Origin of the sequence: Thioalkalivibrio sp. ALJ4, from assembly GCF_000377225.1 — a bacterium.
In the GTDB taxonomy this organism is placed as follows: Bacteria; Pseudomonadota; Gammaproteobacteria; order Ectothiorhodospirales; family Ectothiorhodospiraceae; genus Thioalkalivibrio.
This window is the reverse complement of the sequence record NZ_KB897917.1, coordinates 223,069-248,920: the sequence shown is the minus strand read 5'-3', so window position 1 is coordinate 248,920 and position 25,852 is coordinate 223,069. Positions and strand designations below refer to the sequence as shown.

Genomic DNA, 25,852 nt, shown 5'->3' with positions numbered 1-25,852 from the left:
CATGGCCGATCCGCGGTGCCCGCAGGTGTATCTGGTGTCTGACGGGACCGGGATTACCGCGGAGACGCTGGCGCGTTCGCTGTTCACCCAGTTCCCGGACCTGGATCCGGCCTGGCATCGGTTGCCTTTCGTGCAGACCCCGGGTCGGCTGTCCAGCGTGTTCGCTCGGATCGAGGCCGGGCCGCAGCCGGCGCTCGTCGTGGCCACCCTGGCCAATGCCGACCTGCGCCAGGAACTGCGCCACAGCCCCGTCCCGGTGATCGACGTGTTCGGGGAGCAGGTCGGGCGACTGGAGGAGGTGCTCGGGGTCACGGCCCAGTCGGTATCCGGGCGGGCCCACGGCATGGGCGATGTGACGCGCTACGACCGTCGCATCGAGGCCCTGAACTACACGCTGTCGCACGACGACGGTCTGGCCACCCAGGATCTTTCCGTCGCCGATGTGGTGCTGCTGGGCGCCTCGCGTTCGGGCAAGACACCCACGAGTCTCTACCTGGCGATGAATTACGGGCTGTTCGCGGCCAACTACCCGCTGGTGCCGGAGGACCTGGGCCGGGATGATACCCCGCACATGCCGCGCAGCCTGCGCGGTCTCGGCGGGCGTATGGTCGGGCTGACCATCACCCCCCAGCGTCTGTCACAGATCCGCGAGGGCCGCCGCCCCGGCAGTCAGTACGCAAGCCTTGCCCAGTGCCGCGCGGAATGTGCCGCGATCCAGGAGTTCCTCGAGACCTGGGCCATCCCCCACCTGGATGTCACCGAGCTGTCTATCGAGGAGATCGCGACCCAGGTGCGCGACACCCTGGACCGGACCTGAGGCGGCTGGGCGCCCTCGGTCCGTTCAGCGTCTTCTTGGCATCCCGCCGGGCATGCCGGACAATGCTGCGCACTTTCCGTTGAATTGCCGCAAGGAGCCCGCATGAACGCCGCCGGACCCGGACAAGAGATTGCCATCTTCCTGATCAGCGTCGTCTTCGGGATCTACATCATCCTGCTGATCCTGCGCACGATCTTCGGGCTGGTGCGGGCGGAGTACCACAACCCGATCTCGCAGACGATCGTCATGCTGACCGACCCGCCGCTGCGCATCCTGCGGCGGGTGATCCCCTCGGTCGGGCGGGTCGACCTGGCCGCGATCGTGCTGATTATCGTGCTGAAGTGCGTTGAACTCTGGCTGCGCGCCGCGATCCTCGGCGCGGACGTAGGGTTTGGCGTGATCTTCTACGTTGCCATCCGCGAGGTCCTGACCACCGTGATCTGGGTGTTCATCATCGCCCTGATTGTCGAGGTCGTGATGAGCTGGATCCAGGCCGGAGGCGGTGGCGGGGGGCACAACCCCATCCTGCGCCTGGTCGGCGACGTCAATCGGCCTATCCTCGGTCCGCTGCGCCGGACGCTGCCGCGGGCCGGGGCGATCGATTTTTCGCCGATGGTCGCACTGGTCGGTCTGTACATCTTGCTGATTCTGGTGCGCTCTTTTTGATCGAGACCATCCGCGCCCCGAAACCCTCCTTTTTTGGCGGTTTCATCCGCGCGAAAAGGCGCTAGACTCGAAGGCAGGGGATGGTGTCAGCCATGCCGGCGGCACCGCCTCTGCATTCCCGCAACGGCAGAGGAGTCAGCCATGGTAAGAGTGCATCGGGTCATCACCGGCTTCATCGTCGCCCTGGCGGCGGTTGTCCTCGGCAGCTCGATCGCGTCCGCCAACGAGGCGGAATTCGATAACTACGTGGTGTACTACAACGTCATCAATACCACCTTCCTCTCCCCCGAGGTCGCCCAGGCCTACGACGTGCGCCGCAGTTCCAACCGCGCAATGCTCAACGTCACCGTGATGGAACGGACTGACGATGGGCTCAAGGCCGTCTCCGCGGATCTCAGCGGCACCGCGACCAACATGAACGATCAGATGCGCAACCTGCGCTTTCGGGAGATCCAGGATGGCGACGCCATCTATCAGCTTTCCGAGGTGACTGTTCGCCGCGGCGAGACCCTCGAGTTCGCACTCGAGGTAACGCCGGAAGGCAGCGAGCGGGCCCTGCCCATCAGCTTCAGCCGCGAGTTCTTCGCTGACTGAACCATTGGTACCCCCGCCGGGAGGCGGGGGTTACATTGCCAGCCGCAGTAGCATCCAGCCGCCGTAGAGCAGGATCGCGGCTCCCGCCAGGGCGCGAACCCAGCGTTGTTGCACAAACGCAGCCATACGCGCCGCGAAGACCCCCATCAGTAGCAGATTCGGCAGCGTGCCCAGGGCAAAGGCCGCCATCAGCAGCGCGCCCTCGGTGGCCCCGCCGGCGCTGAGCGACCAGGCCAGCACGCTGTAGACCAGCCCGCAGGGCAGCCAGCCCCAAAGCCCGCCCACCAGCAGGGCCTGGCCGGCATTGCGCACTGGCAGAAACCGCCGACCCAGAGGCTCGATACGACGCCACACCACGCCACCGGCCTGCTCCAGACGCGCGAGTACCGGCCACCAGCCGCCGATGTACAGCCCCAGCAGGACCAGGAATACCGCGGCAATCCCCTGCAGGATCACCTGCCCGGCCGGCAGCCCGCCCAGCAGGGTGGCGCCCAGCCAGCCCGCAAGGGCCCCGGCGATCACATAGCTGCCCATGCGTCCGAGGTTGTAGGCCAGGAGCAGGTCGAACCCGGGACCCCTGCGGCCATGTCCGAGCGAGATCGCGCCCACGATGCCGCCGCACATCCCGAGGCAGTGAACGCCCCCGAGGATGCCCACTGCAAGGGCGGCAAGCAGCGTGCCCGGGTCGCCCATCAGCGCCACTCCCTGTCAGTTCGGATCGGCGGCATCGCCCAGGACCTCGTGCTTGGTGCGGATGAATGTCGAGTGCGGGACATACAACAGATCGGCCAGGTGCCGGATCACGGCTTCCTGGCGCTTGTGCAGGTCCTGGTTGGCCCAGGCGGCGCGCCACAGTGCGCGCATGATGTCGGCCTTCTGGTCGGCATCGAAGGCCGCGTTGACCTCGCGCACCAACGGGTGGACGGATACGAGTTCGTCGCTCTTTTCCCGGGCGATTTCGAGCAGGCCGTCGGCGGTGTCCGCATCCAGTTCGAACAACTCGATCAGGCTGGCGCGCACGGAGTCGAGTTCGGCCTCGTGCAGTTCGAAATCGGCGCGGCAGACCTCCATGATCAGCGCGGCGGCCACACGCTGCAGTCGGTGTTCGTCGTCGCCGGATTCGGTATCGCTCAGATCCGTGCGCATCAGGCGCTGCCAGTGGCGGCGCAGCTCGTCGATCATCAGGGTTCCTTTCTGCGGGCGTGTGCTTTGCGTATGGTGCCCGAATGCACGCCACGGACAAGTACACGGGTGAATCGCCCCCCGATCTGCTCCTGCTGTCCGGGGGTATCGAGAGCAGTGCCCTGCTGGCGCAGCGGCATGCGCAGGGCCGCCCGCTGCGCGCCCTGTGGGTGGACTATGGCCAGCGCAATGCCGAGCGTGAGCGGGCTGCGATCCGTGCCCTGGGCGCCGACTATGGGGTCGACCCCGTCGAGATGGACCTGCGCGCGCTGCGCCAGGCGTTTGCCAAACGTTCGGAGTGGGTCGCGCATGTGCCGTTGCCACAGCGCAACTTGCTGGTGCTGGCGCTGGCGATCAATCTCGCCGAGCACCAGGGGGCGGGGCGTATCCTGCTGGCGCTCAATCGCGAGGACCAAGGGCATGGCCCGGGTTCGCGCCCGTCCTTTATCGGGCGCCTCGCGGCGCTGGCGGACGAGCTGGTACCGGGGCTGGCGATCGAGGCCCCGCTGATCGCGCAGTCCAAGGCCGATATCATCTACACCACCGATCCGCTGGGGATCGACTGGTCCCGCACCTGGAGCTGCCTTCTGGCACAATCGCTCCACTGCGGGCGCTGCCCGCAGTGCCAGGCGCGCCGCGCGGCTTTCGCCTCGGCGGGCGTGCCGGATCCCACCGACTACCGCGAACCACCCCGATGACCGAATCCGTCCTTCCCAAACATGTGATCGAACGCCTGGAGATCGCCATTCTCACAGGTGAGACCCTGCAGCTGAACTGGGCCGAGCCCGACTCCAGCCAGGCCTGGTGGGGCAAGGTGACCCCGCGCGAGGTCCGCGAGGCGGACGGATATCACTGGCTGGACGGCGAGTGCGAGGGGCGTGACGTTCAGATCCGGCTGGACCTGATCCGCAACCTGCCGACTCCGGTCAAGTAACGGGCCGTTCCCGGCCCGGCAGTCCGAGCAGCAGGTCGGCCAGCGATTCCAGCAGCAGAAACTCCCGCGAGTCCATCGGCTCCCCGCGCTCGTCCGGGTAGCGCATGCCGCGCAGCTCGGTCAGGCCCTGCCGGGCCGCGCTGGCCAGGGCCAGCAGGTTGTCGTCGACCAGCAGCGTACGTGCCGGATCGTAGGGGGTGATGCGTTGCAGCCGTTCCCAGAAGTCGGTGTCTTCCTTGGCGCACTCCAGGTCGTGGGCGGAGACGATCGTGTCCAGGTGATCCCCGATCCGCGTGATCTGGTGCTTGAAGTTGTAGACCTTCGGATGGGCGTTGGTTACCAGCACGCGTCGGCGGCCGGAGCGATGCAGGGCGCCCAGCAGGGCCTCGGCGTGCGGCTTGATTGCGACGTGGTGGGCCAGTTCGCGCTTCAGCCCGAGCACGTCGAGACCGGTGAACCGGGTCCAGTGATCCACGCAGTACCATTCGAGCTTGCCGCGCACGCGTTGCATCTCGTCTTCCAGGCGCCGGCGGGCGCATTCCGGGTCGTCCGGCTGGCAGCGGATGTACTCGGCGGGGATCAGCTCGCGCCAGAAGCGGTTGTCAAAGTGCAGATCCAGCAGTGTACCGTCCATGTCGAACAGCACGGTGTCGATGCTCGACCAGTCGACATGCACCGATGATTCCTGCGGATTCGGATTTTTTTCGGGGTTTTTGGGGTCCACAGCGAACGGAACCTCAAAGAGGGTGATTGCGATGGCTCCCATGGTACCTGAATCCCGTCTGGCCCCTGGCCCGCTCTTTCTGGCGCTGGTTTCCCTGGCGCTGCTGCCGTTTTCCGCGCAGGCGATGGACCCGAGCGACCCCGATTACGACCCGCTCGAGGACGACAGCCTGTGGGGCGAGACTGTATCGCCGGACCAGACCCAGACCACCAGCCCGGAGATCAAGTTTCTGACCGAGGAGCCGGAGCAGGTCCCTCATCACCACCAGAACCAGATCACGCTGAGCTCGTCTTCGCTGGAGGACGGCTGGGTGGATCTGCGCCAGTGCCACAGCGATATTGCGCCGATCCGGCGCATGGTCATTGCCTACAACGAAGAGCGAATCGAGGACCTTCAGGTCGAATCCACTACCAACATCGACCTGGCCGAGGCACGGGGCGACCGGGTCGACCTGCGCGGTGTCCACAAGGATTCCGAGGTCTGTGTCACCGCACGCATGCGTGTGATCGAACACGAAGGTGATGGCGTCTACACGATGGAGAACGGGCCCTTCGTGCGGCGTTTCCTGGATGGCTACTTCCCCATGCGGGTCACCATGGCCGTAAACTGGGGGGATCTGGACCTGCGTCTGGAGGAGACCTACCCCGAGGCACAGGAAGGCTTCGACGTCGTCGAGTCCGACCATGGCATCATCCTCGACACCCTGTTCGAGGGCGAACTGAGAACCCAGGTACGGCTGCGCAACGCCGAATAAAACGTCTATGAGTCGAGACAAACCGGATGTCCAGGGCCGCCGGACCGTAGCCCGAAGTCGGCTGTTCGAGGTCGAGGAGCTGGATCTCGAGTTCAGCAATGGGGCGCGCACCTGTTACGAGCGCCTGATCAGCCGGGGCAACGGCGCAGTCATCGTCGCCCCGGTGCAGCCGGATCGCACCGTGCTGCTGATCCGCGAATACGCGGCCGGCACCCACCGCTACGAGCTTGGCCTGCCCAAGGGCCGCATCGAGGCGCGCGAGGACATCCTGGTGGCGGCAAACCGCGAGATCATGGAGGAGGTCGGGTATGGCGGTCACCGCCTGACCCACCTGGGCGCGCTGACGGTCGCGCCCGGCTACATGTCGCACGAGACCCATCTGATCGTGGCGGAGGATCTCTACCCCCAGCGCGAGGAGGGTGACGAGCCGGAGGCCATCGAGGTCGTACCCTGGTCGCTGGACCGGCTGGGCGAACTGGTCACCCGCGAGGATTGCACCGAGGCCCGTTCCATCGCGGCACTTTATATGGTGCGCGATTTTCTCGACGCCTGACCCGGGTTCTGCCAAGGTACGCGCATTCCGTACCGTTCGAATCAGAAAGGATGCCCCGATGAACGAACCGCCCAAGGACGCGGCCCTGACCGCCCTGATGCAGGAAGTGGGTGGTCTGGCCGAGGATGCCGGCCATGCCATTCTCGAGGTCTACGAGACCCGCTTCGCGGTTACCGAAAAGGACGATCGCTCCCCACTGACCGAGGCCGACCTGGCCGCGCATCGCGTGATCGCACAGGGGCTGCGCGAGATCGCGCCGGAGTGGCCCGTCCTCTCCGAGGAGGGGCAGGACGTACCATTCGAGCGCCGCAAGCAGTGGCGGACCTACTGGCTGATCGATCCCCTGGACGGGACCCGCGAGTTCGTCAAGCGTACGGGTGAATTCACGGTCAACATTGCCCTGATCCATGACCACGAGCCGCTGATGGGCGTGGTCTGGAGTCCGGTGCTTCAGCGTCTGTATGCGGGCCACGCTGGAGGCGGCGCCATCCGCCGCGATGGTTCCGAGGCCCCGCGCGCCATCGAGGTGGCACGCGACCGTATTGATACCGAGCACCCGCTGGTGGCGGGCAGTCGTTCGCACGGGGCCGAGCGGCTCAAAGCGGTTCTGGAACGCCTTGGGACGCACGAGTTGGTGAGCCTGGGCAGCTCGATGAAGCTCTGCATGGTGGCCGAGGGAGCCGCGGATATTTATCCGCGCCTGGGGCCGACCAGCGAGTGGGATACCGCGGCGGCGCATGCGGTCGTGCGGGCCGCGGGGGGGCATGTGACGGACCTCCACGGGCAGGAGCTTCGCTACAACACCAAGGAGAGCATGCTCAATCCCGAGTTTCTGGTCTGCGCCGGCGATCCGGCGCGCTGGCTGCGCCGCCTCGGCCTCCCCGACGCCTAGCCTTCTCCCGCCCACCAGCTAGCGGGCCTTGGCGTGCCCTGGTTGGCCCTCAGCGTCGTTGAGGCTGGGCCGGGTTCGGCATCTGGTGTTTACTTGCTTTCGGTCCGCTGCCTGCCATGCGCTGTTTCGGCAGCGCACCCCGCCAGTTGTTGATCAAAAACGGACTTCTTTGCTCGTGCAAAGAAGTAACCAAGAAACACGCCCGGGATTCGCCCGGGGACCTTGCTTCAGGGCCCTCGGGCCGGCGGCGCTGAAACTCGCTGCGCCTTTGGCTTCGCTCAGACAGTCAGCGCCCCGTGTCTATTGTGAATCGTCCGGCCTGTCACGCCCTCCACAAGGGACTCATATCGGGAGGGAAGGTCAAAACAGGCGGTAGCCCCGAGCTGTAGGGTGCGGTTGAGCGCAGCGAAACGCACCGGTCCGGCGTCGGGGCAACCCTGATGCGATTCGCTGCGCTCATCCGCATCCTACGAGGGGGGCTGGCGCCCGCTGGCGGGCGCGGCACGCCAAGGCCGAAGGCCGAGCGTGCCAAGATGTCCGAATGCCTAGCCTCTATCCACTGGCAGGAACGTCAGGCCAGCCGTTGTCTTGACCTTATCCCCCCGTATGAAGCCCCTTGCGGAAGGGTCCTCGGGACGGACGATTCAAAATAGAAACGGGGGCGCTGACTGTCTGAGCGAAGCCGAAGGCGCAGCGAGTTTCAGCGCCGCCGGCCCGAGGGCCCTGGAGCAAGGTCCCCGGGCGGAATCCGGGTGCCCTTCTTTGGGTGCTTTCTTGGGCAAGCAAGAAAGTACCTCGCGGCGCGCTGGCGAGACAGCGCATGGCAGGCGGCTAGCCGAAGCCACCGTAAACTCTAGAGGACGAACCAGGCCCAGCCAAACGCGGCGGACGAAGCCCCTACTGTCCGAGTTCGCGCGAGCGCTCGGCCGCTGCCGCCATCGCGCGGCGCATGAGTCCGCGCAGGTCGCCATCCTCCAGCACCTGCAAGGCCCGCTCGGTGGTGCCGCCCGGCGACGTCACGCGGTGGCGCAGTTCGGCGGGCGGCTCGTCGCTCTCGGCGGCCAGTCGGGTCGCACCCGCTAGTGTGCCGAGCGTCAGCTCCAGCGCGGTGTCGGGCGGCAGCCCGAGCGACTGCGCGGCCTCCTGCATCGCCTCGATCATCAGAAAGACGTAGGCCGGGCCGCTGCCCGAGGTCGCCGTGACCGCGTGCATCAGCTCCTCGTCCGCCACCGGGATCGCCCGCCCTACCGACTCCAGCAGGCGGGTGGCGGTGTCGCGATCCTCGGTGGTGGCCGTGGGGGCGGCGAACAGGCCGGTCACGCCGGCGCCGACCAGGGCCGGCGTGTTGGGCATTGCGCGGACGAGGCGGGTGCCGTCACCCAGCCAACTGGCCAGCTGGGCCGTGGTGATGCCCGCGGCCACCGAAATGACCAGGGGCTGCCCGCGGGTGACGCCCTCGCGCAGCGTGGGGGCCAGGTCCGGCAGGGTCTGCGGCTTGACCGCGAGCACCAGCGCGGCGCTGTCCTCGGCGAGCGCCTCGGCACTTGCGGCCTGCAGTCCGGGGTAGCGGGCCTGGAGATCGCGCACGCGTTCGGCGCTCTTGTCGGCGATCGCGATGCGCTCGGCGTCATGGCCGGACTGGATCAGGCCCTGCAACAGGGCTTCGCCCATGTTGCCGGCGCCGATAAAGCCGACTTCGAAGCGGTGTTCCGTCATGCGGACTCCTCTTTTACTGGTTTCTCTCGGGTGTGATGCGGGGCCCGAACAGCGCGGTGCCGATGCGTACCAGGCTGGCACCCTCGAGGATCGCGGCCTCGAGATCGGCGGACATGCCCATGGACAGGGTATCCAGGCCATGTCCCCGCGCATTGAGTTCGTCCTTCAACTGCCGCAGCCGGGCAAATGGCCGGCGCTGGCGCTCGCGATTGCTCTCGGCGGCCGGCAGGGTCATCAGGCCCCGTAACGTCAGCCCGGGCAGGTTCGCGACGGTGTCGGCCAGCGCGGCGGCAGCCTCCGGCGGGACGCCTGCCTTCTGGCTCTCGCCCGAGACATTGATCTGCAGGCAGACCTGCAAGGGCGGCAGGTGTTCCGGGCGCTGTTCCGAAAGGCGGCGGGCAATGCGCTCGCGGTCGATGGTGTGTACCCAGTGAGCGCGTTCGGCCACGGGGCGCGTCTTGTTGCTCTGCAGTGCGCCGATATAGTGCCACTCGAGGCCCAGGGGTTTCGGGCCGGTCTCGAGGGCGTCGAACTTGTTGATGAATTCCTGCACGTAGTTCTCGCCGAACGCCGTCTGCCCGAGCGCATGCAACGCGCGGATGTCGTCGGCCGTACGCGTCTTGGATACGGCCAGAAGGTGCACGCTGCCGGGGTCGCGCCCGGCCTGTTCGCAGGCGTGAACGATACGTTCGCGAACGGCCCTGAATGCGTGGTCTGGTGCGCTCATGGCCCTATGATATAGTCCGGTGAAACGTAAGGGCACCGCCGCCAGGCGGGCGGTGTCCGTCACACGCTGCGGGGCCCGGCAGGGCGTCGCCCGGGGCGGGGCGCTGGGGCTGGCGGCTCGTTTCCGGTTGTACAGGGGGATGCATGGATATCACGCAGCTGCTGGCCTTTGCGGTCAAGAACGGGGCCTCGGATCTGCACATCTCGGCGGGCATGCCGCCGATGGTGCGCATCGACGGCGATATGCGCCGCGTGAATGTGCCGGTCATGGACCACAAGGAGGTCCAGGGCCTGATCTACGACATCATGAACGACCGCCAGCGCAAGGACTACGAGGAGTTCCTGGAGACGGACTTCTCGTTCGAGGTCACCGGGCTGGCGCGTTTTCGTGTCAATGCGTTCAATCAGGACCGGGGCGCGGCGGCGGTCTTTCGTACCATCCCCTCCAAGGTGCTCACGCTGGAAGAGCTGGCGGCACCGCGCATCTTCGAGGATATCTCCAACTATCCGCGCGGGATCGTGCTGGTCACGGGCCCGACCGGCTCGGGCAAGTCGACCACGCTGGCGGGCATGGTCAACCACCGCAACGAGAACGACTACGGCCACATCCTGACGATCGAAGACCCGATCGAGTTCGTGCACGAGTCGAAGAAGTCGCTGGTCAACCAGCGCGAGGTACACCGCGACACCCACGGCTTTTCCGAGGCGCTGCGTTCCGCGCTGCGCGAGGATCCGGACACCATTCTGGTCGGCGAGCTGCGCGATCTCGAGACGATCCGCCTGGCGCTGACCGCGGCGGAGACGGGGCACCTCGTCTTCGGCACCCTGCATACCAGTTCCGCGGCCAAGACGATCGACCGTATCGTCGATGTGTTTCCGGCGGCCGAGAAGGACATGGTGCGGGCGATGTTGTCCGAGTCGCTGCGGGCGGTTATCGCGCAGACCCTGATGAAGAAGATCGGCGGCGGGCGTATCGCCGCGCACGAGATCATGCTGGGCACGCCGGCCATCCGCAACCTGATCCGCGAAAACAAGATCGCGCAGATGTACTCGACCATCCAGACCAGTGCCGGCACCGGCATGCAGACGCTGGACCAGTGCCTGAAAGACATGCTGGCGCAGGGCGTGATCAGCCGCGAGGACGCCAAGCGCAAGGCCGCCAACCCGGATTCGTTCTGAGCCCGCGCCCCCGCCCGGGGGATTCGGCAAGGGGAGAAGCACCATGGATCGTGACAAGGCGATCAAGTACATGCACGACCTGCTCCGCGCCCTGGTGGACCGGGGTGGCTCGGACCTGTTCATCACGGTCGGCATGCCGCCAGCGGCCAAGATTGACGGCCGCGTGGTGCCGATGACCGAGCAGAAGCTCACGCCTTCGCATACCCAGGCGCTGGTACGCGCACTGATGAACGACAAGCAGTCCGCGGAGTACGAGCGCCATCAGGAGTGCAATTTCGCGATCGGCCTGCAGGGCGTGTCGCGCTTTCGCGTGAACGTGTTTACTCAGCGCGGCAGCCCCGGAATGGTGCTGCGCACGATCAACTCGGTGATCCCGAAGTTCGAGGACATCCAGATGCCGCCGCAGCTGGAGAAGATCACCATGGAGCGCCGCGGGCTGGTGATCTTCGTCGGGGGGACCGGCTCGGGCAAGTCGACCTCGCTCGCCGCGATGATCGGCCATCGCAACCGCAATGCCCCCGATCACATCGTCACCATCGAGGACCCGATCGAGTTCGTCCACGAACACGAAAAGAGCATCATCACCCAGCGCGAGGTGGGCGTGGACACCGAGGGCTACGAGATCGCGCTGAAGAACACCCTGCGTCAGGCGCCGGACGTGATCCTGATCGGCGAGATCCGGGATCGGGAGACGATGGACTACGCGATCGCCTTTGCCGAGACCGGTCACCTGTGCCTGTCCACCCTGCACGCCAACAGCACCAACCAGGCGCTGGACCGCATCATCAACTTCTTCCCCGAGGATCGGCGCGAGCAGCTCCTGATGGACCTGTCGCTGAACCTGAAAGCGGTGATCTCGCAACGCCTGGTGCGGCACGAGAACGGCGAGGGCCGCGTGCCGGCGGTAGAGATCCTGATCAACACCCCGTTGATGGCCGACCTGATGCTGAAGGGTGCGGTGCACGAGATGAAGGAGCTGATTTCGCGTTCCCGCGAGCAGGGCATGCAGACCTTCGACCAGGCCCTGTTCGACCTCTACGAGACCCGCAAGATCAGTTACGAGGAGGCCCTGCGCAATGCCGATTCGGTGAACGACCTGCGGCTGCGCATCAAGCTCGACTCGCAGCGGGCACAGGATGACGGTGCCCCGGCCGTGGCGGACACGGGCGAGGGCCTGTCCGTGGACGACCGTCCCGAGGACTACAGTGTCCGCTAACGGTCCGCACCCTTCGGGAGATCAGCGATGAGCCAGATGCAGATCGAACCGTACCTGAGCCTGATGGCGCAGAAGGCCGCCTCGGACCTGTTCTTCCTGACCGGCGCGCCCGCGAGCATCAAGGTCGACGGGGTCCTGCAGCCGATCTCGCGCAAGGCACTCGCACCCGGTCAGGCGGAGGCCATCGCGCGCGAGATGATGAACGAGCATCAGGCCGAGATCTTCGAGCGCGAGACCGCGGTCAACTTTGGCGTCTCGCGCGAGGGTCTGGGACGCTTCCGCGTGAATGTCTATCGCCAGCGCGGCGAGGTCGCGATGGTCATTCGCTTCATCCGCATGTCCATCCCGACCATCGAGCAGCTTGGGCTGCCCCCGGTGCTGGAGGAATTCGTCTCGCACCATGACGGGCTGGTGCTGATCGTCGGCGCGACCGGGACCGGGAAGTCCACCACGCTCGCCTCGATGATTGATCACCGTAATACGCATTCCAGCGGTCATATTCTTACGGTCGAGGACCCGATCGAGTTTCTCTTTACGCACAAGCGCTCGATCGTCGGCCAGCGCGAGGTCGGGATCGACACCCCGAGCTATGATCACGCCCTGCAGGAGGGGATGCGCGAGGCCCCGGACGTGATCATGATCGGGGAGGTGCGTTCCCGCGAGACCATGCGTGCGGCCTTGACCTACGCCGATACCGGCCACCTGGTGCTGACCACCCTGCACGCGACCAATGCCACCCAGGCGCTCGATCGCGTGATCAATCTATTCCCCGAGGACAACCGCTCGCAGATCCTCTCGGATCTGTCGCTGAACCTGCGCGCGATCATCGCCCAGCGCCTGTTGCAGACCAAGGACGGACAGCGTGTGGCTGCGCTGGAGATCATGGTGAACACGCCGTATATCTCCGAACTGATCCGCGACGAGAAGATCAGCGAGATCAAGGAGATTATGGCCAAGGGCAGCTCGGTGGGCATGCAGACCTTCGATCAGGCCATCGTCAAGCTGTTCAAGGGTGGCCGAGTGATGCTGGACGAGGCCCTGAACAAGGCAGACTCGCGTGCCGACCTCGAATGGCGCCTCAACTTCGGCGGCGGCGTCTCCGCGGCCGACGAGGCCGAGGAAGACCTTCAACTCCCCGACCGGTAGGATGCGCTGAGCGAAGCGAACCGCATCACCCTCGGCTCCTCAATGTGGATCTCGGAGGGGCGCTCCCCAGTGTCCGGCGCTTACCAAGAACCCCTCCGTGCGTCCTGTCCCTCAGGCCCGCGCAGGCTCCGGGAACACATCGGCGGCCGCAAACACCGGCCCATCCACGCAGACACGCTTCATCGCCACGCCGTCGGGGGTGCGCACCGGTACCGTGCAGCCCGCGCAGCCACCCACTGCACAGGCCATGAATTCCTCCAGCGAGACCTGACAGGGCAGGCCGAACTCCGCCGCCAGTTCCGCGCAGGCCTCGAGCATCGGGTGCGGGCCGCAGGCATAGAGCTCGACCTGATCACGTTCCACAGGCGAGAGCGTCTTGAGCCAGGCGCGGGCGAGATCGGTCACGAAGCCGTCATGGGCACCGGGGATGCCTGCCTTCGAGGTCAGGCGGCAGGCCACGCCCCAGTCCTCCAACAGCGGCAGGGTCGCGATCGCCCCGTCCGGCAGCCCTGGCCAGAGGATTTCCGAGGGCTTGGCCCGAAACGGGAACGGCACCTCGGAGCCGAGGATCGCGCGGGTCTGGCCCGCCTCGCCCTGGCGGCGCAGGTGATCGGCCAGAAAGACCATCGGCGGGATCCCGACGCCACCCCCGAGCAGCAGCCGCAGCGGACGATCCGGGTTCAGCCGGAACGGGACCCCGATCGGCCCCAGTACGCTCAGGGAATCGCCCACCGGCTGCTGCGACAGTGCCTGCGTGCCGTCGCCCACGACCTTGTAGAGGAACTCGACCCACCCGGCCTCGCGGTCGACCCGCTGGATCGACAGGGGGCGCCGCATCGGCAGGTTCGGCGAACACTGGATGTGGGCGAACTGCCCGGGCGCGGCGCGCTGCGCGCATTCCGGTGCCTGGACGCGCAGGATCCACTGACCGGCCCCGGCATCCTGGTGATCGAGGATGCGAGCGGTCTCCTGAAAGATCGTGCCGCGGTGGGGGCGTTCGGCGCCGGTGGGGGTCATGCGTTGTCCTTAGGGAAACACTGGATAATGTACACGCTCGCGCTCGAGTCGCTTTTGCGTGCGAACAAGGCGCGGTGACTGCCGTGCAGTGACTCTGCACAAGGGAGCCGCAACGCCGTGCGCGCGCAAAAGCGGCCGAGCCCCTGCTTTAATGGCTTGTGGGGTTGGCATCCCAGGTTCCCCGATCCGGCGTTGCGCCGCTTGCGGGTAGAACCACTACCCGCTGCACGACGCGCCTTGTCTCGGAAAACCTGGGGTGCCAACGCGAGCGTGTACATTATTCAGTGTTTCCCTTAGTGGGCTGGGTCCAGGCCGGACGGCCCGCTACCCAGGTCTCGCGAACCTGGCCGGAGAAGGTCCAGCCGAAAAACGGCGAATTGCGCCCGGCGCTCAGCCAGTCCTGCTGTCGGACCTCCTGAAGCGCGGTGGGGTCATACAAAACGAAATCGGCGCGCGCGCCGGCGCCCAGCCGGCCCTGTTTGAAACCAAGAATTTCCGCGGGCCCGGACGTCACGCGCGCCAGTGCTTCGCCCAGGCTGAGAAGGCCATCCTCGACCAGGCGCAGGGTCAGAGGCAGCAAAGTCTCCAGGGCCGAGATGCCCGGCTCGGTACCGGCGAACGGGCCGAGCTTGGCGTCCGCCTCGTGCGGCTGGTGGTCCGAGCAAATGGCGCTGATATCGCCGCGCGCGACGGCTGCTCGCAGACCGTCACGGTCGCGTTGGGCCCGCAGCGGCGGGATGACATGGCCGTTCGGGTCGTATTCGGCCACGTCGACTTCGGTCAGAAATAGCTGGTGGGCGGCGACGTCGGCGGTGATCGGCAGGCCTTCGGCGCGCGCCTTGGCGATCATCTCGGCCCCGCGGCGCGTCGACAGCCTTGCGACGTGTACGCGCGCCCCGGTCTGTTCGACCAGGGCCAGGATGGCGCCCAGCGCGGCGGTCTCGGCTGCCTCGGGGATGCCCGACAGGCCCAGGCGCGTGGAGACCGCGCCTTCGTGCATGCAGCCCGAGCCGGTCAGCGACAGGTCCTGGGCGGGCAGCACGATGGTCAGGCCGAAGGTGGTCGCATATTCCAGGGCTCGGCGCAGCACCAGCAGGCTGGCCAGCGGCTTGTGGGCGTTGCTCACACCGCGGGCCCCCGCCTGCTGCAGCGCCGCCATCTCGGCCAGCTGCTGCCCCTCCAGGCGTTGTGTCAGGGCGCCCAGGGTGTAGACCCGCACGCCGCAGGCCTGCCGGGCGCGGCGCGCAATCAGCTCGATTTCGGCCGGGGAGTCGATGGGCGGATCGGTATCCGGGGGAATCACGGTGCTGGTGATGCCCCCGCGCGCGGCGGCCAGCGTCTCGCTGGCGATGGTGGCCTTGTGCTCCTCGCCGGGCTCGCGCATGCGCGCGGAAAGGTCGATCAGGCCGGGGAACAGCCACAGCCCGCTGCCATCAATGCGCCGGCGCGGCTCGAAGCCGTCCGGTATCTGGCCTCGCGCAAGGATCTCGGCGCCCTGCACGCAGAGCGCCCCGACCTCGTCGTAGTCGTCCACCGGGTCGATGATTCGTACGTTCTCGATCAGCACACTCATGACTGATGCGCCCCCATCACCATGGACATCACGGCCTGGCGGACCGAGATGCCGTAGGTCACCTGCTGCAGGATCACCGAGTGCGGCCCGTCCGCCACAGCGGACTCGATCTCCACCCCGCGGTTGGCCGGGCCCGGGTGCATCACCAGGCAGGTGGGGTGCGCCAGTTGCAGGCGGCGCGAGGTCAGTCCGAACAACTGGTAGTACTCATGCTCGGAGGGCAGGTGGGCGTGCTCCATGCGCTCGCGCTGCAGGCGCAGCATGATGATCACGTCGACGTCCTTCAGTCCCGCGTCGAGGTTGTTGTAGACGTGCACGCCGAGTTGGTCGACATCCGCCGGCAGCAGCGAACAGGGCGCGACCACGCGCACTTCGCCGGTCTGCAGGATGTTGAGCGCGTGGATCTGCGAGCGCGCCACGCGCGAGTGCAGGATGTCGCCGACGATCGCGACCTTCAGCTTGGTGAAGTCGCCCTTGTGCCGGCGGATGGTGAACATGTCCAGCAGGGCCTGGGTGGGGTGCGCGTGGCGGCCGTCTCCGGCGTTCAGCACGCTGATGCCGGGGGCGACATGGCGGGCGATGAAATGCGCGGTCCCGCTCTCTTCGTGGCGTACCACGAACATGTCCACGTTCATCGCCTCGAGGTTGCGCAGAGTATCCAGCAGGCTCTCGCCCTTGACCGCCGAGGAGGTGCTGATGTTGATGTTGAGCACGTCCGCGGACAGGCGCTTGGCGGCCAGTTCGAAGGTGGTGCGGGTACGGGTGCTGGCCTCGAAGAACAGATTGACGATGGTCTTGCCGCGCAGCAGTGGGACCTTTTTGACCGCCTTCTCGTTCATGTTCGCGAACGACTCGGCGGTATCCAGGATCTCGTTCAGGAGATCGCGGTTGAGGCCCTCGATGGTCAGCAGGTGGCGCAGCTGGCCGTCATCGGTCAGCTGCAGGCGATTGGGCAACGGGCCCGGCTCCGGCAGGCGGGCAGCCCCGGCCAGGACCGGGGTAACCACGGTATCGCTCATGCGTCGGCGTCCCCGTCGGTCTCCAGGGTGACGCGCTCCAGGCGCAGGGGTTCGGGGCCGCGCAGCTTGATCTGCTCCCGGGTGCCGAGTTCCATGTGTTCCCCGACGATCGCGGCGGCGATCGGCAGCTCGCGCCCGTCGCGCTCGACCAGCACGGCGAGCGTGACCGAGGCGGGGCGCCCGTAGTCGAACAGCTCGTTCAGGGCGGCGCGGATCGTGCGCCCGGTGTAGAGCACGTCATCCACCAGCAGGACATGCACGCCGTCCAGGTCCTCCGGCAGCTCGGACGGGCGGACCTGCGGATGCATGCCGATGCGGGAGAAGTCGTCGCGGTAGAAGCTGATATCCAGCTTGCCCAGTGGCCTTTCCACCCCGAGGCGTTCGCGCAGGTGCTCCGCGATCCAGACACCGCCGGAGTGGATACCGACCACCATCGGGTTGTCGATCCCGCGCTTGTCCAGATACTGGCGTGCCTTCTCGGCCATGCTGTCGAGCAGGGTTGGGACGTCCGGCGTCTTCATGCGTTCTCCTGAAACCAGCCTTCGAGGATGACCGCGGCAGCGTGGGCGTCCAGCCCCGGGTCGTGGCGTCCCCGCCCGCTGCGCTCGCGGGCCAGGTGCGATGTCAGATGCTCGTCGTACCAGTATACCGGTTGCCCGTAGCGCGCTTCGAGGGCGGCCCCGAACGCGCGGATGCGTTTCGCCAGCGGCGTGGGCTTCCCGTCCGCCTGGGTGGGCCAGCCGACGACAAAGCCCTCGGGTGCCCACTCGCTCACCAGAGTGTCGATCACGGACCAGACTTCCGGTGAATCGGTGTTGAGCGTGCGCAGTCCGCGCGCGGCGCCGGTCAGTTCCTCGCCCACCGCGATCCCGATCCGCCGGCGGCCGTAGTCGAAGGCCAGAAGCCCCATGACGTTGCCGGGCCCGCCTCAGGCGTGGCCGGGCGCGGAACTGATCAGGTTGACGTCGATGCCGATCAGCTTGGCCGCCGCGGCCCAGCGCTCGGCGCTGGGGTGGTCGAACAGGATGTCGGCATCGGCGCGGGTGGTTAGCCAGGCGTTTTCGGCCAGTTCGCTCTCGAGCTGCCCCGGTCCCCAGCCGGCGTGTCCCAGGGCAATGAGGACGCGGCTCGGGCCGCGGCCCTCGTTGATAGCCTCCAGGATGTCGCGCGAGGTGGTCAGCACGATGGAGTCGGTGATGGGCTGGCTGCCCCGCCACTCGGGCTTTCCAGTGTGCAGCACGAAGCCGTGCTCGGGCTGGACCGGGCCGCCCCGGTAGACCGGGATCTCCGGCAGCTCGTCGCGAGGCTCGAGATCGACGTGTTGTAGCAGGTCGCGTAGCGAAAGCTCGGTGGGCTGGTTGATTACCAGCCCCAGGGCCCCTTCGGCGTCGTGATCGCAGATATAGGTGACCGCATGGCTGAAGTAGCCATCGTTCAGGCTCGGCATCGCGATCAGGAAGTGATCGCGCAGGCTGGCCGCGCTCGAGCTGGAAGGGGCTTGCGTCATGTGTTCAGTATCGACGCTGCTCCGTGATGCCGCAAGGAACTCGAGCCCGGATGTTCCTCGTGTCTTGCTAGCGAATCTGCTCCATCTGGTCGCGGCGGAAGGCCCAGGTCCGGGTGATCACGAGTTCGTCGTATTCCTCGCGCATCTGTTCGGTAAACGGGGCATAGGGCGCGGCCAGCTCCACGATGCGCATCGCGGCCTGGTCGAGCACCGGTTCGCCGGAGCTGCGGGCGATCTCGATGTTCATCAGCTCGCCATCCGGGTTCAGGCGGACCGACAGTACCAGCGTGCCGGACAGGCCCCGGCGGCGGGCCTCGTCGGGGTAGTTCAGGTTGCCGACGCGCTCGACCTTGTTGATCCAGGACTGCAGATAGGCGGCCTCCGGCGCGCTGCGTGCAGCAAGGCTGTCGAGGTAGCGGGTGCGGGTGGCGCGGGTGGAGAATTCGCGGCGCTCCTCGGCCGGGGCCGCGCGCGCGGTGTCCAGGCCCCGGTTCATCAGCGCGGCGGCCGATGGGCGTTCCTCCGCCTCGGGCGATTCGATCGGGTCCGGTTCGGCGACCTCGGGGGCAGTCGGTTCCGCTTCGTCCGTCTCGGCCTCCACGGCCTCGGGTTCGGGCTCCGGTTCCGGCTGGGCGGGCTCCATCACCAGTGGCCCCGGGTCTGGCAGCGTGGCTTCGACGCCCTCGGGTTCCGGTTCGCCGACACCCTCGGTCTCGGCCTCCGGGGATAACGCCTCCTGCACTTCCTCGCCTTCGCCGCTGGCGGCCTGGTCTTCGGTGGCGATGCGTTCGACCTCTTCCGGCTCTGGCGCCTGCGCGTCCGGGTCGGTCACCCAGGTCACGTCCAGGGGCTCGCGGGAAGGCGTGTCCAGTGGGTCCACGGCGAAGCCGATGCCGAGGATGATCAGGGCATGCGCGACCACGGCCAGAAACAGCATCGGGCCCAGTTGGCCGCGACGCTGCGGAGATTCGGGTTCAAGGGTGCCGTGCGAGACGGACATGGCGCTGGATCCGGGGGTCTGCGAGCACGTGTGCTGCCAGTATACCGGTCACGCTGCCGGTAATCAGAGCGGCCAGCAATAGTGGGGGTAGCACCAGTGGCAGGTTCGGGTGGGGGATGATCACGCCCCAGGCCAGCAGGAACTGGCCGGTGATGTGCGCCATCGCCGCGGCGATGGCGAGGCCCAGCGCGCCGATATGCCGAGGTGCCAGTGGGCGCAGCAGGCCGAGCGCGGCCAGGGCGGCCAGGGCCCCGGCCAGCGACAGCCAGAAGGTGGGGCTCATCAGCGTGCCGAGTAGCAGGGCGGCGCCAACGACCCGGATCAGGGTCACCGCCACCGCCGCGCGCCAGCCGAGGGTCAGCAGGGCGATCAGGGTCACGATGTTCGCGAGCCCCGGCTTGATGCCCGGAACCGGGCTCGGGATCGCCGCCTCCAGAATCTGGACGCCAATAGCGATGGCGGCCAGCGCGGCGATCGCACGGTCGCGCTGGGTCAGCGTGTCGGGGGTGGAGGCGGTCACGCCGGGCTCAGTAATGAAGGCTGTCGTAGCCGGGGCCGCGGCCCTGCACCTGCAGGGTCAGCCGGTTGGGCAGGCTGACCGCGATCTCGCCGTGTCGCTGCAGCCAGCCGCTGTTCTCGCAGATATTGCGTGTACCGGGGGAGTCGGCGCAGCGGGCCCTGCCCGGCTCGATTTGCACGCGGGTGATGCCGGCTGGGCCCTGAATCTCGATCTCGCGGGTGCGGTCCAGGGGTTCCTGCCGCGGCGGCTCACCGGTCTGGGTGATGACCAGCATGGAGGCCTCGCTATCCGGCAGGTAGGCGAGGGCAAAGGCCGCGACCACAACGCCACTGGCCAGGGTGGCGATCACCCCGTCACCCCAGCGCAGGCCCGAAAACGTCACGGCAGTTGGCGCTCCTCGAGCGAGGGCTGGCCTTCTTCCAGGCGCACGCGTTCGGCCATCGCCGGGGTCGCCTCGATGCGGTCATCGAGTACCACCAGGGCGGCCTCGATACCCATCTTGCGGGCGTAGCGCGGCCATTCCTCGGGGCCGGCAATCATCAGCGTGGTCGCGGCGGCGTCGGCCAGGGCGGGGTCGCTGTGCAGCACGGTAGCGCCGTGGATGCCTTCGCTGGGGCGCCCGCTGCGCGGGTCGATCACATGGTGGATGTGTTCGCCTTCCCATTCGTAGCCGCGCTCGTAGTCGCCGGAGCTGAACAGCGCCTCGCCTGCATCAAGCTCGATGCTCCCGAGAATGCCACCCTGGGGATGCCGGATCGCCACGCGCCAGGGTCGGTCGGCAGGCCGTCCGAGGGTCATTAAATCGCCACCGGCGTTGAAGATCGCGGCCTCCACGCCCTGGCCCTGCAACAGGTCGAGCATGCGTTCGACGGCGAGACCCTTGGCGAGCCCCCCGAAGTCCAGTTGCAGGTCCGCGTGCTGGCCGCGCAGACGTACCCCGTTGCGTTCGACGTCGAGCATGCTGGGCGGATCCTCTAGCAGCGCCTCCAGGGTGTCGTCGTCCGGTGGCGGGCCCCCGGGCTCGTCCTGATGAAAGCCCCAGGCGGCGATCAGCTTGCCCAGCGCCGGGTTGAACAGGCCGTCGCTCAGCTCTTCCATTTCCTTGCCACGTTCGATCAGTGGCAGGACAGAGGGCGGGGCGCTGAACTCGGCCCGAAGCGCCAGCAGTTCATTGGTACGCCCGAGCGATCCCGGCTCCCAGGCATGCCAGGAGGTATGCAGGATCTCCAGTTCGGCCTGCAACTCGGATTCCAGCGCCTCGAGGTCGTAGGCCCCGGCGGGGTAGAGCGTGACGTCCACGATCGTGCCGAAGGCAAAGAAATTCAGCGTCTCGGTGTCCGGTGTGTCGCGGTCGCAGCCGGCCAGCGCCAGCGCGGCGAGCAGGATCGGTCCAAGGAAGGCCTGGCGGGTGCGCGGAAACGGGATCGGCATGGGCATCACCTCGCGGGGTCAGGGGTGGGTCAGGTAGTCGATGAACTGGCCGGCGAGATCGTCGCCGCGGGCGGCATCGAGCTCACGCACGCCGGTGGGGCTGGTGACGTTGATCTCGGTCAGGTAGTCGCCGATCACGTCGATGCCGACGAAGTCCAGGCCTCGGCGCTTGAGCTCGGGGGCGATCTGCGCGCAGATCCAGCGGTCGCGATCAGTCAGGGGAACGGCCTCGCCACGCCCGCCGGCGGCCAGATTGGCCCGGGTCTCGCCCTCGGCCGGGATCCGTGCCAGTGCATGATCGTAGGGTTCACCCCCGATCAGGATGATGCGCTTGTCGCCGGCGGTGTATTCCGGCAGGAAGCGCTGGGCGACGATGGTGCGCCGGTCGAATTCGGTCATGGTCTCGAGGATGACCGAGAGGTTGGGGTCGCCCTCGCGGATGCGGAACACCGAGGCCCCGCCCATGCCGTCCAGCGGCTTGACGACGATGTCGCCGTGGTGCTCGAGGAAGGCGCGGATGCGCGCGCGGTCGCGGGTGATCAGGGTCGGTGGCCCGCAGTCGACGAAATGCGTGGCGAAGGCCTTCTCGTTCACGTCGCGCAGGGCCCCGGGTCGGTTGACCACGCGCACGCCGTCCCGCTCGGCCAGGTCCAGGGCGTAGGTGGCGTAGATGTACTCGAGGTCGAACGGCGGGTCCTTGCGCATCAGCAGGAGATCGAAGCGGCTGGCGTCGCCTTCTTGCTCGGGCCTCAGGGTGTAGTAGTCCTCGCGCTGGTCGCGCACTGCCACCGGGCGGCTGCGGACCTGTGCGCGCCCCTCTTCGATCCACAGGTCGCCGGGTTCCAGGTAGTGCAGGCGGTGCCCGCGTGCCTGGGCGGCGAGCAGCATGGCGAAGGTGGTGTCCTTCCAGGGCTTGATGCTGGTGATTGGGTCCATCAGGACAGCGATGTCATGCGCCACGAGCGGTTCCGCGGTGTCGAAGTGTGGCCCGAGTATGCCATGTCATCGCGGCCCTCATGGATCTCCGTCGAGGCAGGGCAACTGTGTGCGCTCGCTCGCACTCCTTGCGCTGCTCGCGGGGGCAGGCAATATCATTGGGTGCTGTTTGTCACGGACTCGAGCTTCCGATAGATTCGGGGGCGCAGAGAGCCTTCAGGGGGAGCAGGGTGGCGAACGCACTGGCAGAAGCGGAATCGGCTGCCGAGTTTCAGGGGCTGAAAGTCATGGTGATTGATGACAGCAAGACCATTCGGCGCACCGCCGAATCCTTGCTGCAGAAGCACGGTGCGGACGTGATTACGGCCGTGGATGGCTTCGAGGCCCTGTCCAAGGTGGCCAACTCCAACCCGGATATCATTTTCATCGATGTCATGATGCCGCGTCTGGATGGCTACCAGACCTGTGCCCTGATCAAGAACAACAAACGGTTCCGGGCTACGCCGATCATCATGCTGTCGAGCAAGGACAGCGTATTCGACAAGGCCAAGGGCCGCGTGGTTGGCTCCGAGGATTACCTGACCAAGCCCTTCACCCGGGATGACCTCCTGGGTGCGATGCGCCAGTACACTCGCCCGGCAGGAAGCTGAAACCCGCCGCACCACAAGATGCCGACAAGGAACGACCCATGGCCCGCATCCTGATCGTTGATGACTCCCCGACCGAGATCCATGTCCTGCGCACCATGCTGGAAAAGCATGGCCATGCCGTGACTACGGCTGAAAGCGGCGAGGAGGGCGTGGCCGCGGCCAAAGCACAGGTCCCGGATCTGGTGCTGATGGATGTGGTGATGCCGGGGCTCAATGGCTTCCAGGCCACCCGCGACTTGTCGAAATCCGACGAGACCTCGCATGTACCCGTGGTCGTGGTGTCCACCAAGGACCAGGCCACGGACCGGGTCTGGGCCATGCGCCAGGGGGCCCGGGACTACATCACCAAGCCGGTGGCGGAGAAGGAGCTGCTGCAGACCATCGGGAAGTACCTCAACGCATGAAGGTCGAGAGGTCCACGCCCTACGCCCTGCTCGCGAGTCTTGATCGCGAAGGGCGTCGCGTGAACCGTGAACTGCGACGGGATATCGGCACGGGCTGGCGCGGGGTGTTGCTCCGTGTCGCCGATTTCCGTTTTCTGGTCGACATGGACTCGATCGCCGAGGTGGCCGATCCGCTGTCGCTGACGCGCGTGCCGCTGGCGGATCCGGCCGTGCTGGGTGTGGGGAATCTGCGCGGGCTGGTCCTGCCGGTTTTCGATATGGGCAAGCTGCTGCTGGACACCCCGCTGCCGCACGACGCGAGCGGGCAGCGTGTGGTGGTGGCCCCTCAGGGGCACGGGATGGCCGGGTTGCTGGTGAGCCAGGTCGAGGGCATGCGTCGCTGCATTCCTTCGCAACGGCGACTGGAGGTGTCGGTGCCTGATGGCGTGCGCCCCTTTATTACCGGCGGATTCGATCTCGGGCACCGACTGCACCCGGTGCTGGATCTGGATCTGCTTTTGAATGACACCAATCGCTTTGCCGGCATGGAGCTGGCTGGGGCATCGAATACCGAACAGACCGCGGCAGCTGTATAAGCGGAGCCGACGGGCTGCAACAGGGGGTTTGACGTATGGGATCGAGTCGACGCTTGCGCAATATCGTCCTCGGGGGGCTGCTGGTGCTGGCCCTGATCGCGACGGGCGTGGCCTTTACCTACCACGAATTCGAGCAAAGTCAGTATCGCGACCGTGTTGCCCTGGCCAGCGAGATGCAGCTGCTTTCGCAGCGATTGGCGACGGGTACTCTGGAAGCGGCCGGGGGCTCCGAACAGGCGATTACCGATATCACGGAGTTGCGTAATCGCTTCGACGACCAGCTCGAGCGCCTGCGCGATGGTGGCGACGGCCTGCTGCCGCTGCCGGAGGCGGTCTCCAGTGAGCTCGCGGCCGTCAATCGCGAGTGGTCGCTTTATCGCGACGACGTCACCACCGTCATCGTGGGCTCGGATGATATCGAGCAGGTGACGGAATTCTCCGAGGCGGTGGAGGCCTTCTCGCCGGAGTTGGCACGCCTGTCCGATGACGTCGTGCGGCGTATGGTCCAGATTGGGGAATCGCCGGAGCAGATCTATGTGGCCTCGCGCCAGACGATGCTGATTCAGCGTATCGCCAACAACCTCAACCAGGTGTTGCAGGGTGGTGCGGCCGCGGCCACCGCGATCGAGCGCTTCGAGCGTGATGCCACGCTGTACGGGCGTGTGCTCGACGGCCTGATCGAGGGCTTCGAGCCCCTGGGCATCGAGCGTGTTAACGATGCCGAGACCCAGCGCACTCTGCAGGAGATCGCGACCCTGTTCATCGCCTTCAGCGAGGCGGTCGAAGGGGTGCTGGATACCTCGTCGCAGATTTTCGAGATCAACGCTGCGGCCTCGGCCGTCGAGGCCCGCTCGGGGGCAATGCTGGACGTGACCGGTGGCCTGGAAGTCGCCCTGAACCGGGAGGCCGAACAGGCGGGTGTGATCGCCCTGGTCGGCTTCGCCCTGGGTGGCCTGGCGCTGTTGCTGCTGATCGCGATGGGCCTGTTCCTCTATCGCGACACCAAGCGCGAACTGGCCGAGACCGAGGCGCAGAATGAACGTAACCAGCAGGCGATCCTGCGCCTGCTCGACGAGATGATGAACCTCGCAGACGGGGATCTCACCGTCAACGCGACCGTGACCGAGGACTTCACTGGCGCGATCGCGGACTCGATGAACTACGCGATCGAGAACCTGCGAACGCTGGTCGCGACCATCAACACGGTGGCGGCGGATATCAGCGAATCCTCGGCCGCCACCCGCTCGCAGGTGCTCGGGCTGGCCGAGAAGTCCGAGGAACAGGCCCGCGAGATCCAGCAGGCGAACGACGCGATCGACGAGGTGAGCCATTCGGTCGACAAAGTCGCGCAGGATGCCGGGCAGTCGGCCCAGGTGGCACGAAACTCCGTGGAAATCGCGTCCAAGGGGGCGGCCACGGTGCGCCGCTCGATCGAGGGGATGGACACTATCCGCGAGCAGATCCAGGAGACCGCGAAACGGATCAAGCGCCTGGGCGAATCCTCGCAGGAGATCGGCGACATCATCGGGCTGATCAATGACATCGCTGAACAGACCAACGTGCTTGCGTTGAACGCGGCGATCCAGGCATCCGCCGCAGGCGAGGCGGGTCGCGGGTTCGCGGTGGTGGCGGACGAGGTCCAGCGCCTCGCGGAACGCTCCTCCGGGGCGACCCGTCAGGTCGAGGGTCTGGTCAAAGCGATCCAGGCGGATACCAGCGAGGCGGTCTCGTCGATGGAACAAAGTACCGCCAACGTGGTGTCCGGGGCCGAGATGGCCCAGGCAGCGGGCGAGGCGCTGGCCGAGATCGAGCAGGTCTCTGCCGATCTGGCGGACCTGATCGACGGGATCGCGAACTCGGCGCGCCAGCAGTCCGAGATGGCGCGCAACGTGACCTCGATCATGGGCCAGATCCGCGAGATCACCTCGGAGACCACCCAGGGCACCCAGTCCACCGCGGCCGCCATCGGCGACCTGGCGCAACTGTCCGCGCAGCTCCAGTCCTCGGTGTCGGACTTCAAGCTCCCCGACCCGACGCTACCCGAGCCTGGCGAGGCTGCCGCCGCGCCCGATGCGTCGTCCGAGGAAACCGTCCCGAACGAGCAGCGCGCCTGACGCCGGG

At 66.9% G+C, this 25,852-nt stretch carries 31 protein-coding genes; 15 read left to right on the top strand and 16 right to left on the bottom strand.

The genetic code is table 11. The annotated features are described in order from the left end of the window. The first annotated feature begins 1 nt into the window (after position 1). From C936_RS0101220 to C936_RS0101210, 3 genes are all read left to right on the top strand, one after another. Entirely contained in the window at positions 2-817 is an 816-nt protein-coding gene (locus tag C936_RS0101220; RefSeq protein ID WP_018139440.1) for a pyruvate, water dikinase regulatory protein, read from the top strand. A 102-nt stretch (positions 818-919) separates the two neighbouring features. Beyond that, positions 920-1,483, top strand: coding sequence for a YggT family protein (locus tag C936_RS0101215; RefSeq protein WP_018139439.1), 564 nt, complete (start codon positions 920-922; stop codon positions 1,481-1,483). Between the two features lie 141 nt (positions 1,484-1,624). Then, positions 1,625-2,077: a DUF4426 domain-containing protein gene (locus tag C936_RS0101210; protein WP_018174952.1), complete on the top strand. Its 453-nt coding sequence runs from the start codon at positions 1,625-1,627 to the stop codon at positions 2,075-2,077. Positions 2,078-2,107: 30 nt separating this feature from the next. Here the strand turns inward: C936_RS0101210 and C936_RS0101205 are convergent, their stop codons facing one another. Together C936_RS0101205 and C936_RS0101200 are read right to left on the bottom strand one after the other, a co-directional pair. Beyond that, on the bottom strand, positions 2,108-2,770 hold the full coding sequence (locus tag C936_RS0101205) for a sulfite exporter TauE/SafE family protein (protein WP_018174951.1): 663 nt from the start codon (positions 2,768-2,770) through the stop codon (positions 2,108-2,110). A 15-nt stretch (positions 2,771-2,785) separates the two neighbouring features. Then, on the bottom strand, positions 2,786-3,259 hold the full coding sequence (locus C936_RS0101200; protein WP_018174950.1) for a TerB family tellurite resistance protein: 474 nt from the start codon (positions 3,257-3,259) through the stop codon (positions 2,786-2,788). A gap of 44 nt (positions 3,260-3,303) precedes the next feature. Here C936_RS0101200 and C936_RS0101195 point away from each other — a divergent pair, with 44 nt between their 5' ends. Beyond that, complete coding sequence (locus C936_RS0101195) at positions 3,304-3,957, top strand: 7-cyano-7-deazaguanine synthase (protein ID WP_012983784.1); 654 nt, start codon at positions 3,304-3,306, stop codon at positions 3,955-3,957. Next, positions 3,954-4,193 carry a hypothetical protein gene (locus C936_RS0101190; RefSeq protein ID WP_012983783.1) on the top strand — a complete coding sequence of 80 codons (240 nt, stop codon included), beginning with the start codon at positions 3,954-3,956 and terminating at the stop codon, positions 4,191-4,193. The genes C936_RS0101195 and C936_RS0101190 overlap by 4 nt, the downstream gene beginning before the upstream one ends. On the opposite strand, the gene C936_RS0101185 is transcribed toward C936_RS0101190, so the two are convergent. Next, positions 4,186-4,959, bottom strand: coding sequence for an HAD family hydrolase (locus C936_RS0101185; protein WP_018174949.1), 774 nt, complete (start codon positions 4,957-4,959; stop codon positions 4,186-4,188). The two genes, C936_RS0101190 and C936_RS0101185, sit on opposite strands and share 8 nt — an antisense overlap. On the opposite strand from C936_RS0101185, the gene C936_RS0101180 reads away from it, so the two are divergent. The 3 genes from C936_RS0101180 to cysQ are packed head-to-tail and all read left to right on the top strand — an operon-like array spanning position 4,958 to position 7,116. Next, positions 4,958-5,671 carry a hypothetical protein gene (locus C936_RS0101180; protein WP_018174948.1) on the top strand — a complete coding sequence of 238 codons (714 nt, stop codon included), beginning with the start codon at positions 4,958-4,960 and terminating at the stop codon, positions 5,669-5,671. The genes C936_RS0101185 and C936_RS0101180 overlap by 2 nt on opposite strands. 7 nt (positions 5,672-5,678) lie before the next feature. Beyond that, a complete protein-coding gene (gene nudE, locus C936_RS0101175; RefSeq protein ID WP_012983780.1) occupies positions 5,679-6,224 on the top strand; it encodes an ADP compounds hydrolase NudE in 546 nt (181 codons plus the stop codon). Between the two features lie 58 nt (positions 6,225-6,282). Beyond that, positions 6,283-7,116, top strand: a complete 834-nt coding sequence (gene cysQ, locus C936_RS0101170; RefSeq protein WP_018139432.1) for a 3'(2'),5'-bisphosphate nucleotidase CysQ — start codon at positions 6,283-6,285, stop codon at positions 7,114-7,116. Between the two features lie 897 nt (positions 7,117-8,013). Here cysQ and proC read toward each other — a convergent pair. Next, positions 8,014-8,832, bottom strand: coding sequence for a pyrroline-5-carboxylate reductase (proC, locus tag C936_RS0101165; RefSeq protein ID WP_018174947.1), 819 nt, complete (start codon positions 8,830-8,832; stop codon positions 8,014-8,016). 13 nt (positions 8,833-8,845) lie between these two features. Next, on the bottom strand, positions 8,846-9,559 hold the full coding sequence (locus C936_RS0101160) for a YggS family pyridoxal phosphate-dependent enzyme (RefSeq protein ID WP_018174946.1): 714 nt from the start codon (positions 9,557-9,559) through the stop codon (positions 8,846-8,848). A 143-nt stretch (positions 9,560-9,702) separates the two neighbouring features. Here C936_RS0101160 and C936_RS0101155 point away from each other — a divergent pair, with 143 nt between their 5' ends. From C936_RS0101155 to C936_RS0101145, 3 genes are read left to right on the top strand one after another with little or no spacing between them, the layout of a single operon-like run. Then, complete coding sequence (locus C936_RS0101155) at positions 9,703-10,737, top strand: type IV pilus twitching motility protein PilT (RefSeq protein WP_012983776.1); 1,035 nt, start codon at positions 9,703-9,705, stop codon at positions 10,735-10,737. A gap of 43 nt (positions 10,738-10,780) precedes the next feature. Further along, a complete protein-coding gene (locus C936_RS0101150; RefSeq protein WP_018174945.1) occupies positions 10,781-11,953 on the top strand; it encodes a PilT/PilU family type 4a pilus ATPase in 1,173 nt (390 codons plus the stop codon). Positions 11,954-11,980: 27 nt separating this feature from the next. Next, positions 11,981-13,099 carry a PilT/PilU family type 4a pilus ATPase gene (locus C936_RS0101145; RefSeq protein ID WP_012983774.1) on the top strand — a complete coding sequence of 373 codons (1,119 nt, stop codon included), beginning with the start codon at positions 11,981-11,983 and terminating at the stop codon, positions 13,097-13,099. A gap of 111 nt (positions 13,100-13,210) precedes the next feature. Here C936_RS0101145 and C936_RS0101140 read toward each other — a convergent pair whose 3' ends face one another. The 11 genes from C936_RS0101140 to gshB all read right to left on the bottom strand — a co-directional run bounded on the left by C936_RS0101140 (position 13,211) and on the right by gshB (position 22,126). Further along, entirely contained in the window at positions 13,211-14,116 is a 906-nt protein-coding gene (locus C936_RS0101140; protein WP_018174944.1) for a dihydroorotate dehydrogenase electron transfer subunit, read from the bottom strand. A gap of 277 nt (positions 14,117-14,393) precedes the next feature. After that, on the bottom strand, positions 14,394-15,689 hold the full coding sequence (locus C936_RS0101135) for a dihydroorotase (RefSeq protein WP_018138147.1): 1,296 nt from the start codon (positions 15,687-15,689) through the stop codon (positions 14,394-14,396). Then, on the bottom strand, positions 15,686-16,708 hold the full coding sequence (locus C936_RS0101130; RefSeq protein ID WP_018138146.1) for an aspartate carbamoyltransferase catalytic subunit: 1,023 nt from the start codon (positions 16,706-16,708) through the stop codon (positions 15,686-15,688). The genes C936_RS0101135 and C936_RS0101130 overlap by 4 nt, the downstream gene beginning before the upstream one ends. Further along, positions 16,705-17,229, bottom strand: coding sequence for a bifunctional pyr operon transcriptional regulator/uracil phosphoribosyltransferase PyrR (gene pyrR / locus C936_RS0101125; protein WP_018138145.1), 525 nt, complete (start codon positions 17,227-17,229; stop codon positions 16,705-16,707). The genes C936_RS0101130 and pyrR overlap by 4 nt, the downstream gene beginning before the upstream one ends. Then, positions 17,226-17,618 (bottom strand): Holliday junction resolvase RuvX, encoded by a 393-nt coding sequence (ruvX, locus tag C936_RS0101120; RefSeq protein WP_018138144.1) that lies wholly within the window; start codon positions 17,616-17,618, stop codon positions 17,226-17,228. The genes pyrR and ruvX overlap by 4 nt, the downstream gene beginning before the upstream one ends. An 18-nt stretch (positions 17,619-17,636) precedes the next feature. After that, the gene (locus C936_RS0101115; RefSeq protein WP_018138143.1) at positions 17,637-18,215 is read right to left on the bottom strand and encodes a YqgE/AlgH family protein; all 579 of its coding nucleotides are present in this window, start codon (positions 18,213-18,215) and stop codon (positions 17,637-17,639) included. 67 nt (positions 18,216-18,282) lie between these two features. Beyond that, a complete protein-coding gene (locus C936_RS0101110) occupies positions 18,283-19,215 on the bottom strand; it encodes an energy transducer TonB (RefSeq protein ID WP_018174943.1) in 933 nt (310 codons plus the stop codon). After that, positions 19,190-19,735: a Gx transporter family protein gene (locus C936_RS0101105; protein ID WP_018138141.1), complete on the bottom strand. Its 546-nt coding sequence runs from the start codon at positions 19,733-19,735 to the stop codon at positions 19,190-19,192. The genes C936_RS0101110 and C936_RS0101105 overlap by 26 nt, the downstream gene beginning before the upstream one ends. Positions 19,736-19,742: 7 nt before the next feature. After that, positions 19,743-20,117: a NusG domain II-containing protein gene (locus tag C936_RS0101100; RefSeq protein WP_018138140.1), complete on the bottom strand. Its 375-nt coding sequence runs from the start codon at positions 20,115-20,117 to the stop codon at positions 19,743-19,745. After that, entirely contained in the window at positions 20,114-21,166 is a 1,053-nt protein-coding gene (locus C936_RS0101095; protein ID WP_018174942.1) for an FAD:protein FMN transferase, read from the bottom strand. The genes C936_RS0101100 and C936_RS0101095 overlap by 4 nt, the downstream gene beginning before the upstream one ends. Positions 21,167-21,184: 18 nt before the next feature. Continuing rightward, complete coding sequence (gene gshB / locus C936_RS0101090) at positions 21,185-22,126, bottom strand: glutathione synthase (protein WP_018174941.1); 942 nt, start codon at positions 22,124-22,126, stop codon at positions 21,185-21,187. Positions 22,127-22,332: 206 nt separating this feature from the next. Here gshB and C936_RS0101085 point away from each other — a divergent pair, with 206 nt between their 5' ends. From C936_RS0101085 to C936_RS0101070, 4 genes are read left to right on the top strand one after another with little or no spacing between them, the layout of a single operon-like run. After that, on the top strand, positions 22,333-22,752 hold the full coding sequence (locus tag C936_RS0101085) for a PleD family two-component system response regulator (protein WP_018138137.1): 420 nt from the start codon (positions 22,333-22,335) through the stop codon (positions 22,750-22,752). A gap of 38 nt (positions 22,753-22,790) precedes the next feature. Further along, entirely contained in the window at positions 22,791-23,156 is a 366-nt protein-coding gene (locus tag C936_RS0101080) for a PleD family two-component system response regulator (RefSeq protein WP_018138136.1), read from the top strand. After that, complete coding sequence (locus C936_RS0101075; RefSeq protein ID WP_018138135.1) at positions 23,153-23,731, top strand: chemotaxis protein CheW; 579 nt, start codon at positions 23,153-23,155, stop codon at positions 23,729-23,731. Before C936_RS0101080 ends, C936_RS0101075 begins: the two co-directional genes overlap by 4 nt. Positions 23,732-23,766: 35 nt before the next feature. Continuing rightward, positions 23,767-25,845 carry a methyl-accepting chemotaxis protein gene (locus C936_RS0101070; protein WP_038038509.1) on the top strand — a complete coding sequence of 693 codons (2,079 nt, stop codon included), beginning with the start codon at positions 23,767-23,769 and terminating at the stop codon, positions 25,843-25,845. Positions 25,846-25,852 lie beyond the last annotated feature (7 nt).

Bases quoted from the DNA above. Each gene is read 5' to 3' on its own strand.
- C936_RS0101220 (WP_018139440.1), top strand. From the start codon at position 2: ATGGCCGATCCGCGGTGCCCGCAGGTGTATCTGGTGTCTGACGGGACC.
- C936_RS0101215 (WP_018139439.1), top strand. From the start codon at position 920: ATGAACGCCGCCGGACCCGGACAAGAGATTGCCATCTTCCTGATCAGC.
- C936_RS0101210 (WP_018174952.1), top strand. From the start codon at position 1,625: ATGGTAAGAGTGCATCGGGTCATCACCGGCTTCATCGTCGCCCTGGCG.
- C936_RS0101205 (WP_018174951.1), bottom strand. From the start codon at position 2,770: ATGGGCGACCCGGGCACGCTGCTTGCCGCCCTTGCAGTGGGCATCCTC.
- C936_RS0101200 (WP_018174950.1), bottom strand. From the start codon at position 3,259: ATGATCGACGAGCTGCGCCGCCACTGGCAGCGCCTGATGCGCACGGAT.
- C936_RS0101195 (WP_012983784.1), top strand. From the start codon at position 3,304: ATGCACGCCACGGACAAGTACACGGGTGAATCGCCCCCCGATCTGCTC.
- C936_RS0101190 (WP_012983783.1), top strand. From the start codon at position 3,954: ATGACCGAATCCGTCCTTCCCAAACATGTGATCGAACGCCTGGAGATC.
- C936_RS0101180 (WP_018174948.1), top strand. From the start codon at position 4,958: ATGGTACCTGAATCCCGTCTGGCCCCTGGCCCGCTCTTTCTGGCGCTG.
- C936_RS0101185 (WP_018174949.1), bottom strand. From the start codon at position 4,959: ATGGGAGCCATCGCAATCACCCTCTTTGAGGTTCCGTTCGCTGTGGAC.
- nudE (WP_012983780.1), top strand. From the start codon at position 5,679: ATGAGTCGAGACAAACCGGATGTCCAGGGCCGCCGGACCGTAGCCCGA.
- cysQ (WP_018139432.1), top strand. From the start codon at position 6,283: ATGAACGAACCGCCCAAGGACGCGGCCCTGACCGCCCTGATGCAGGAA.
- proC (WP_018174947.1), bottom strand. From the start codon at position 8,832: ATGACGGAACACCGCTTCGAAGTCGGCTTTATCGGCGCCGGCAACATG.
- C936_RS0101160 (WP_018174946.1), bottom strand. From the start codon at position 9,559: ATGAGCGCACCAGACCACGCATTCAGGGCCGTTCGCGAACGTATCGTT.
- C936_RS0101155 (WP_012983776.1), top strand. From the start codon at position 9,703: ATGGATATCACGCAGCTGCTGGCCTTTGCGGTCAAGAACGGGGCCTCG.
- C936_RS0101150 (WP_018174945.1), top strand. From the start codon at position 10,781: ATGGATCGTGACAAGGCGATCAAGTACATGCACGACCTGCTCCGCGCC.
- C936_RS0101145 (WP_012983774.1), top strand. From the start codon at position 11,981: ATGAGCCAGATGCAGATCGAACCGTACCTGAGCCTGATGGCGCAGAAG.
- C936_RS0101140 (WP_018174944.1), bottom strand. From the start codon at position 14,116: ATGACCCCCACCGGCGCCGAACGCCCCCACCGCGGCACGATCTTTCAG.
- C936_RS0101135 (WP_018138147.1), bottom strand. From the start codon at position 15,689: ATGAGTGTGCTGATCGAGAACGTACGAATCATCGACCCGGTGGACGAC.
- C936_RS0101130 (WP_018138146.1), bottom strand. From the start codon at position 16,708: ATGAGCGATACCGTGGTTACCCCGGTCCTGGCCGGGGCTGCCCGCCTG.
- pyrR (WP_018138145.1), bottom strand. From the start codon at position 17,229: ATGAAGACGCCGGACGTCCCAACCCTGCTCGACAGCATGGCCGAGAAG.
- ruvX (WP_018138144.1), bottom strand. From the start codon at position 17,618: ATGGGGCTTCTGGCCTTCGACTACGGCCGCCGGCGGATCGGGATCGCG.
- C936_RS0101115 (WP_018138143.1), bottom strand. From the start codon at position 18,215: ATGACGCAAGCCCCTTCCAGCTCGAGCGCGGCCAGCCTGCGCGATCAC.
- C936_RS0101110 (WP_018174943.1), bottom strand. From the start codon at position 19,215: ATGTCCGTCTCGCACGGCACCCTTGAACCCGAATCTCCGCAGCGTCGC.
- C936_RS0101095 (WP_018174942.1), bottom strand. From the start codon at position 21,166: ATGCCGATCCCGTTTCCGCGCACCCGCCAGGCCTTCCTTGGACCGATC.
- C936_RS0101080 (WP_018138136.1), top strand. From the start codon at position 22,791: ATGGCCCGCATCCTGATCGTTGATGACTCCCCGACCGAGATCCATGTC.
- C936_RS0101075 (WP_018138135.1), top strand. From the start codon at position 23,153: ATGAAGGTCGAGAGGTCCACGCCCTACGCCCTGCTCGCGAGTCTTGAT.
- C936_RS0101070 (WP_038038509.1), top strand. From the start codon at position 23,767: ATGGGATCGAGTCGACGCTTGCGCAATATCGTCCTCGGGGGGCTGCTG.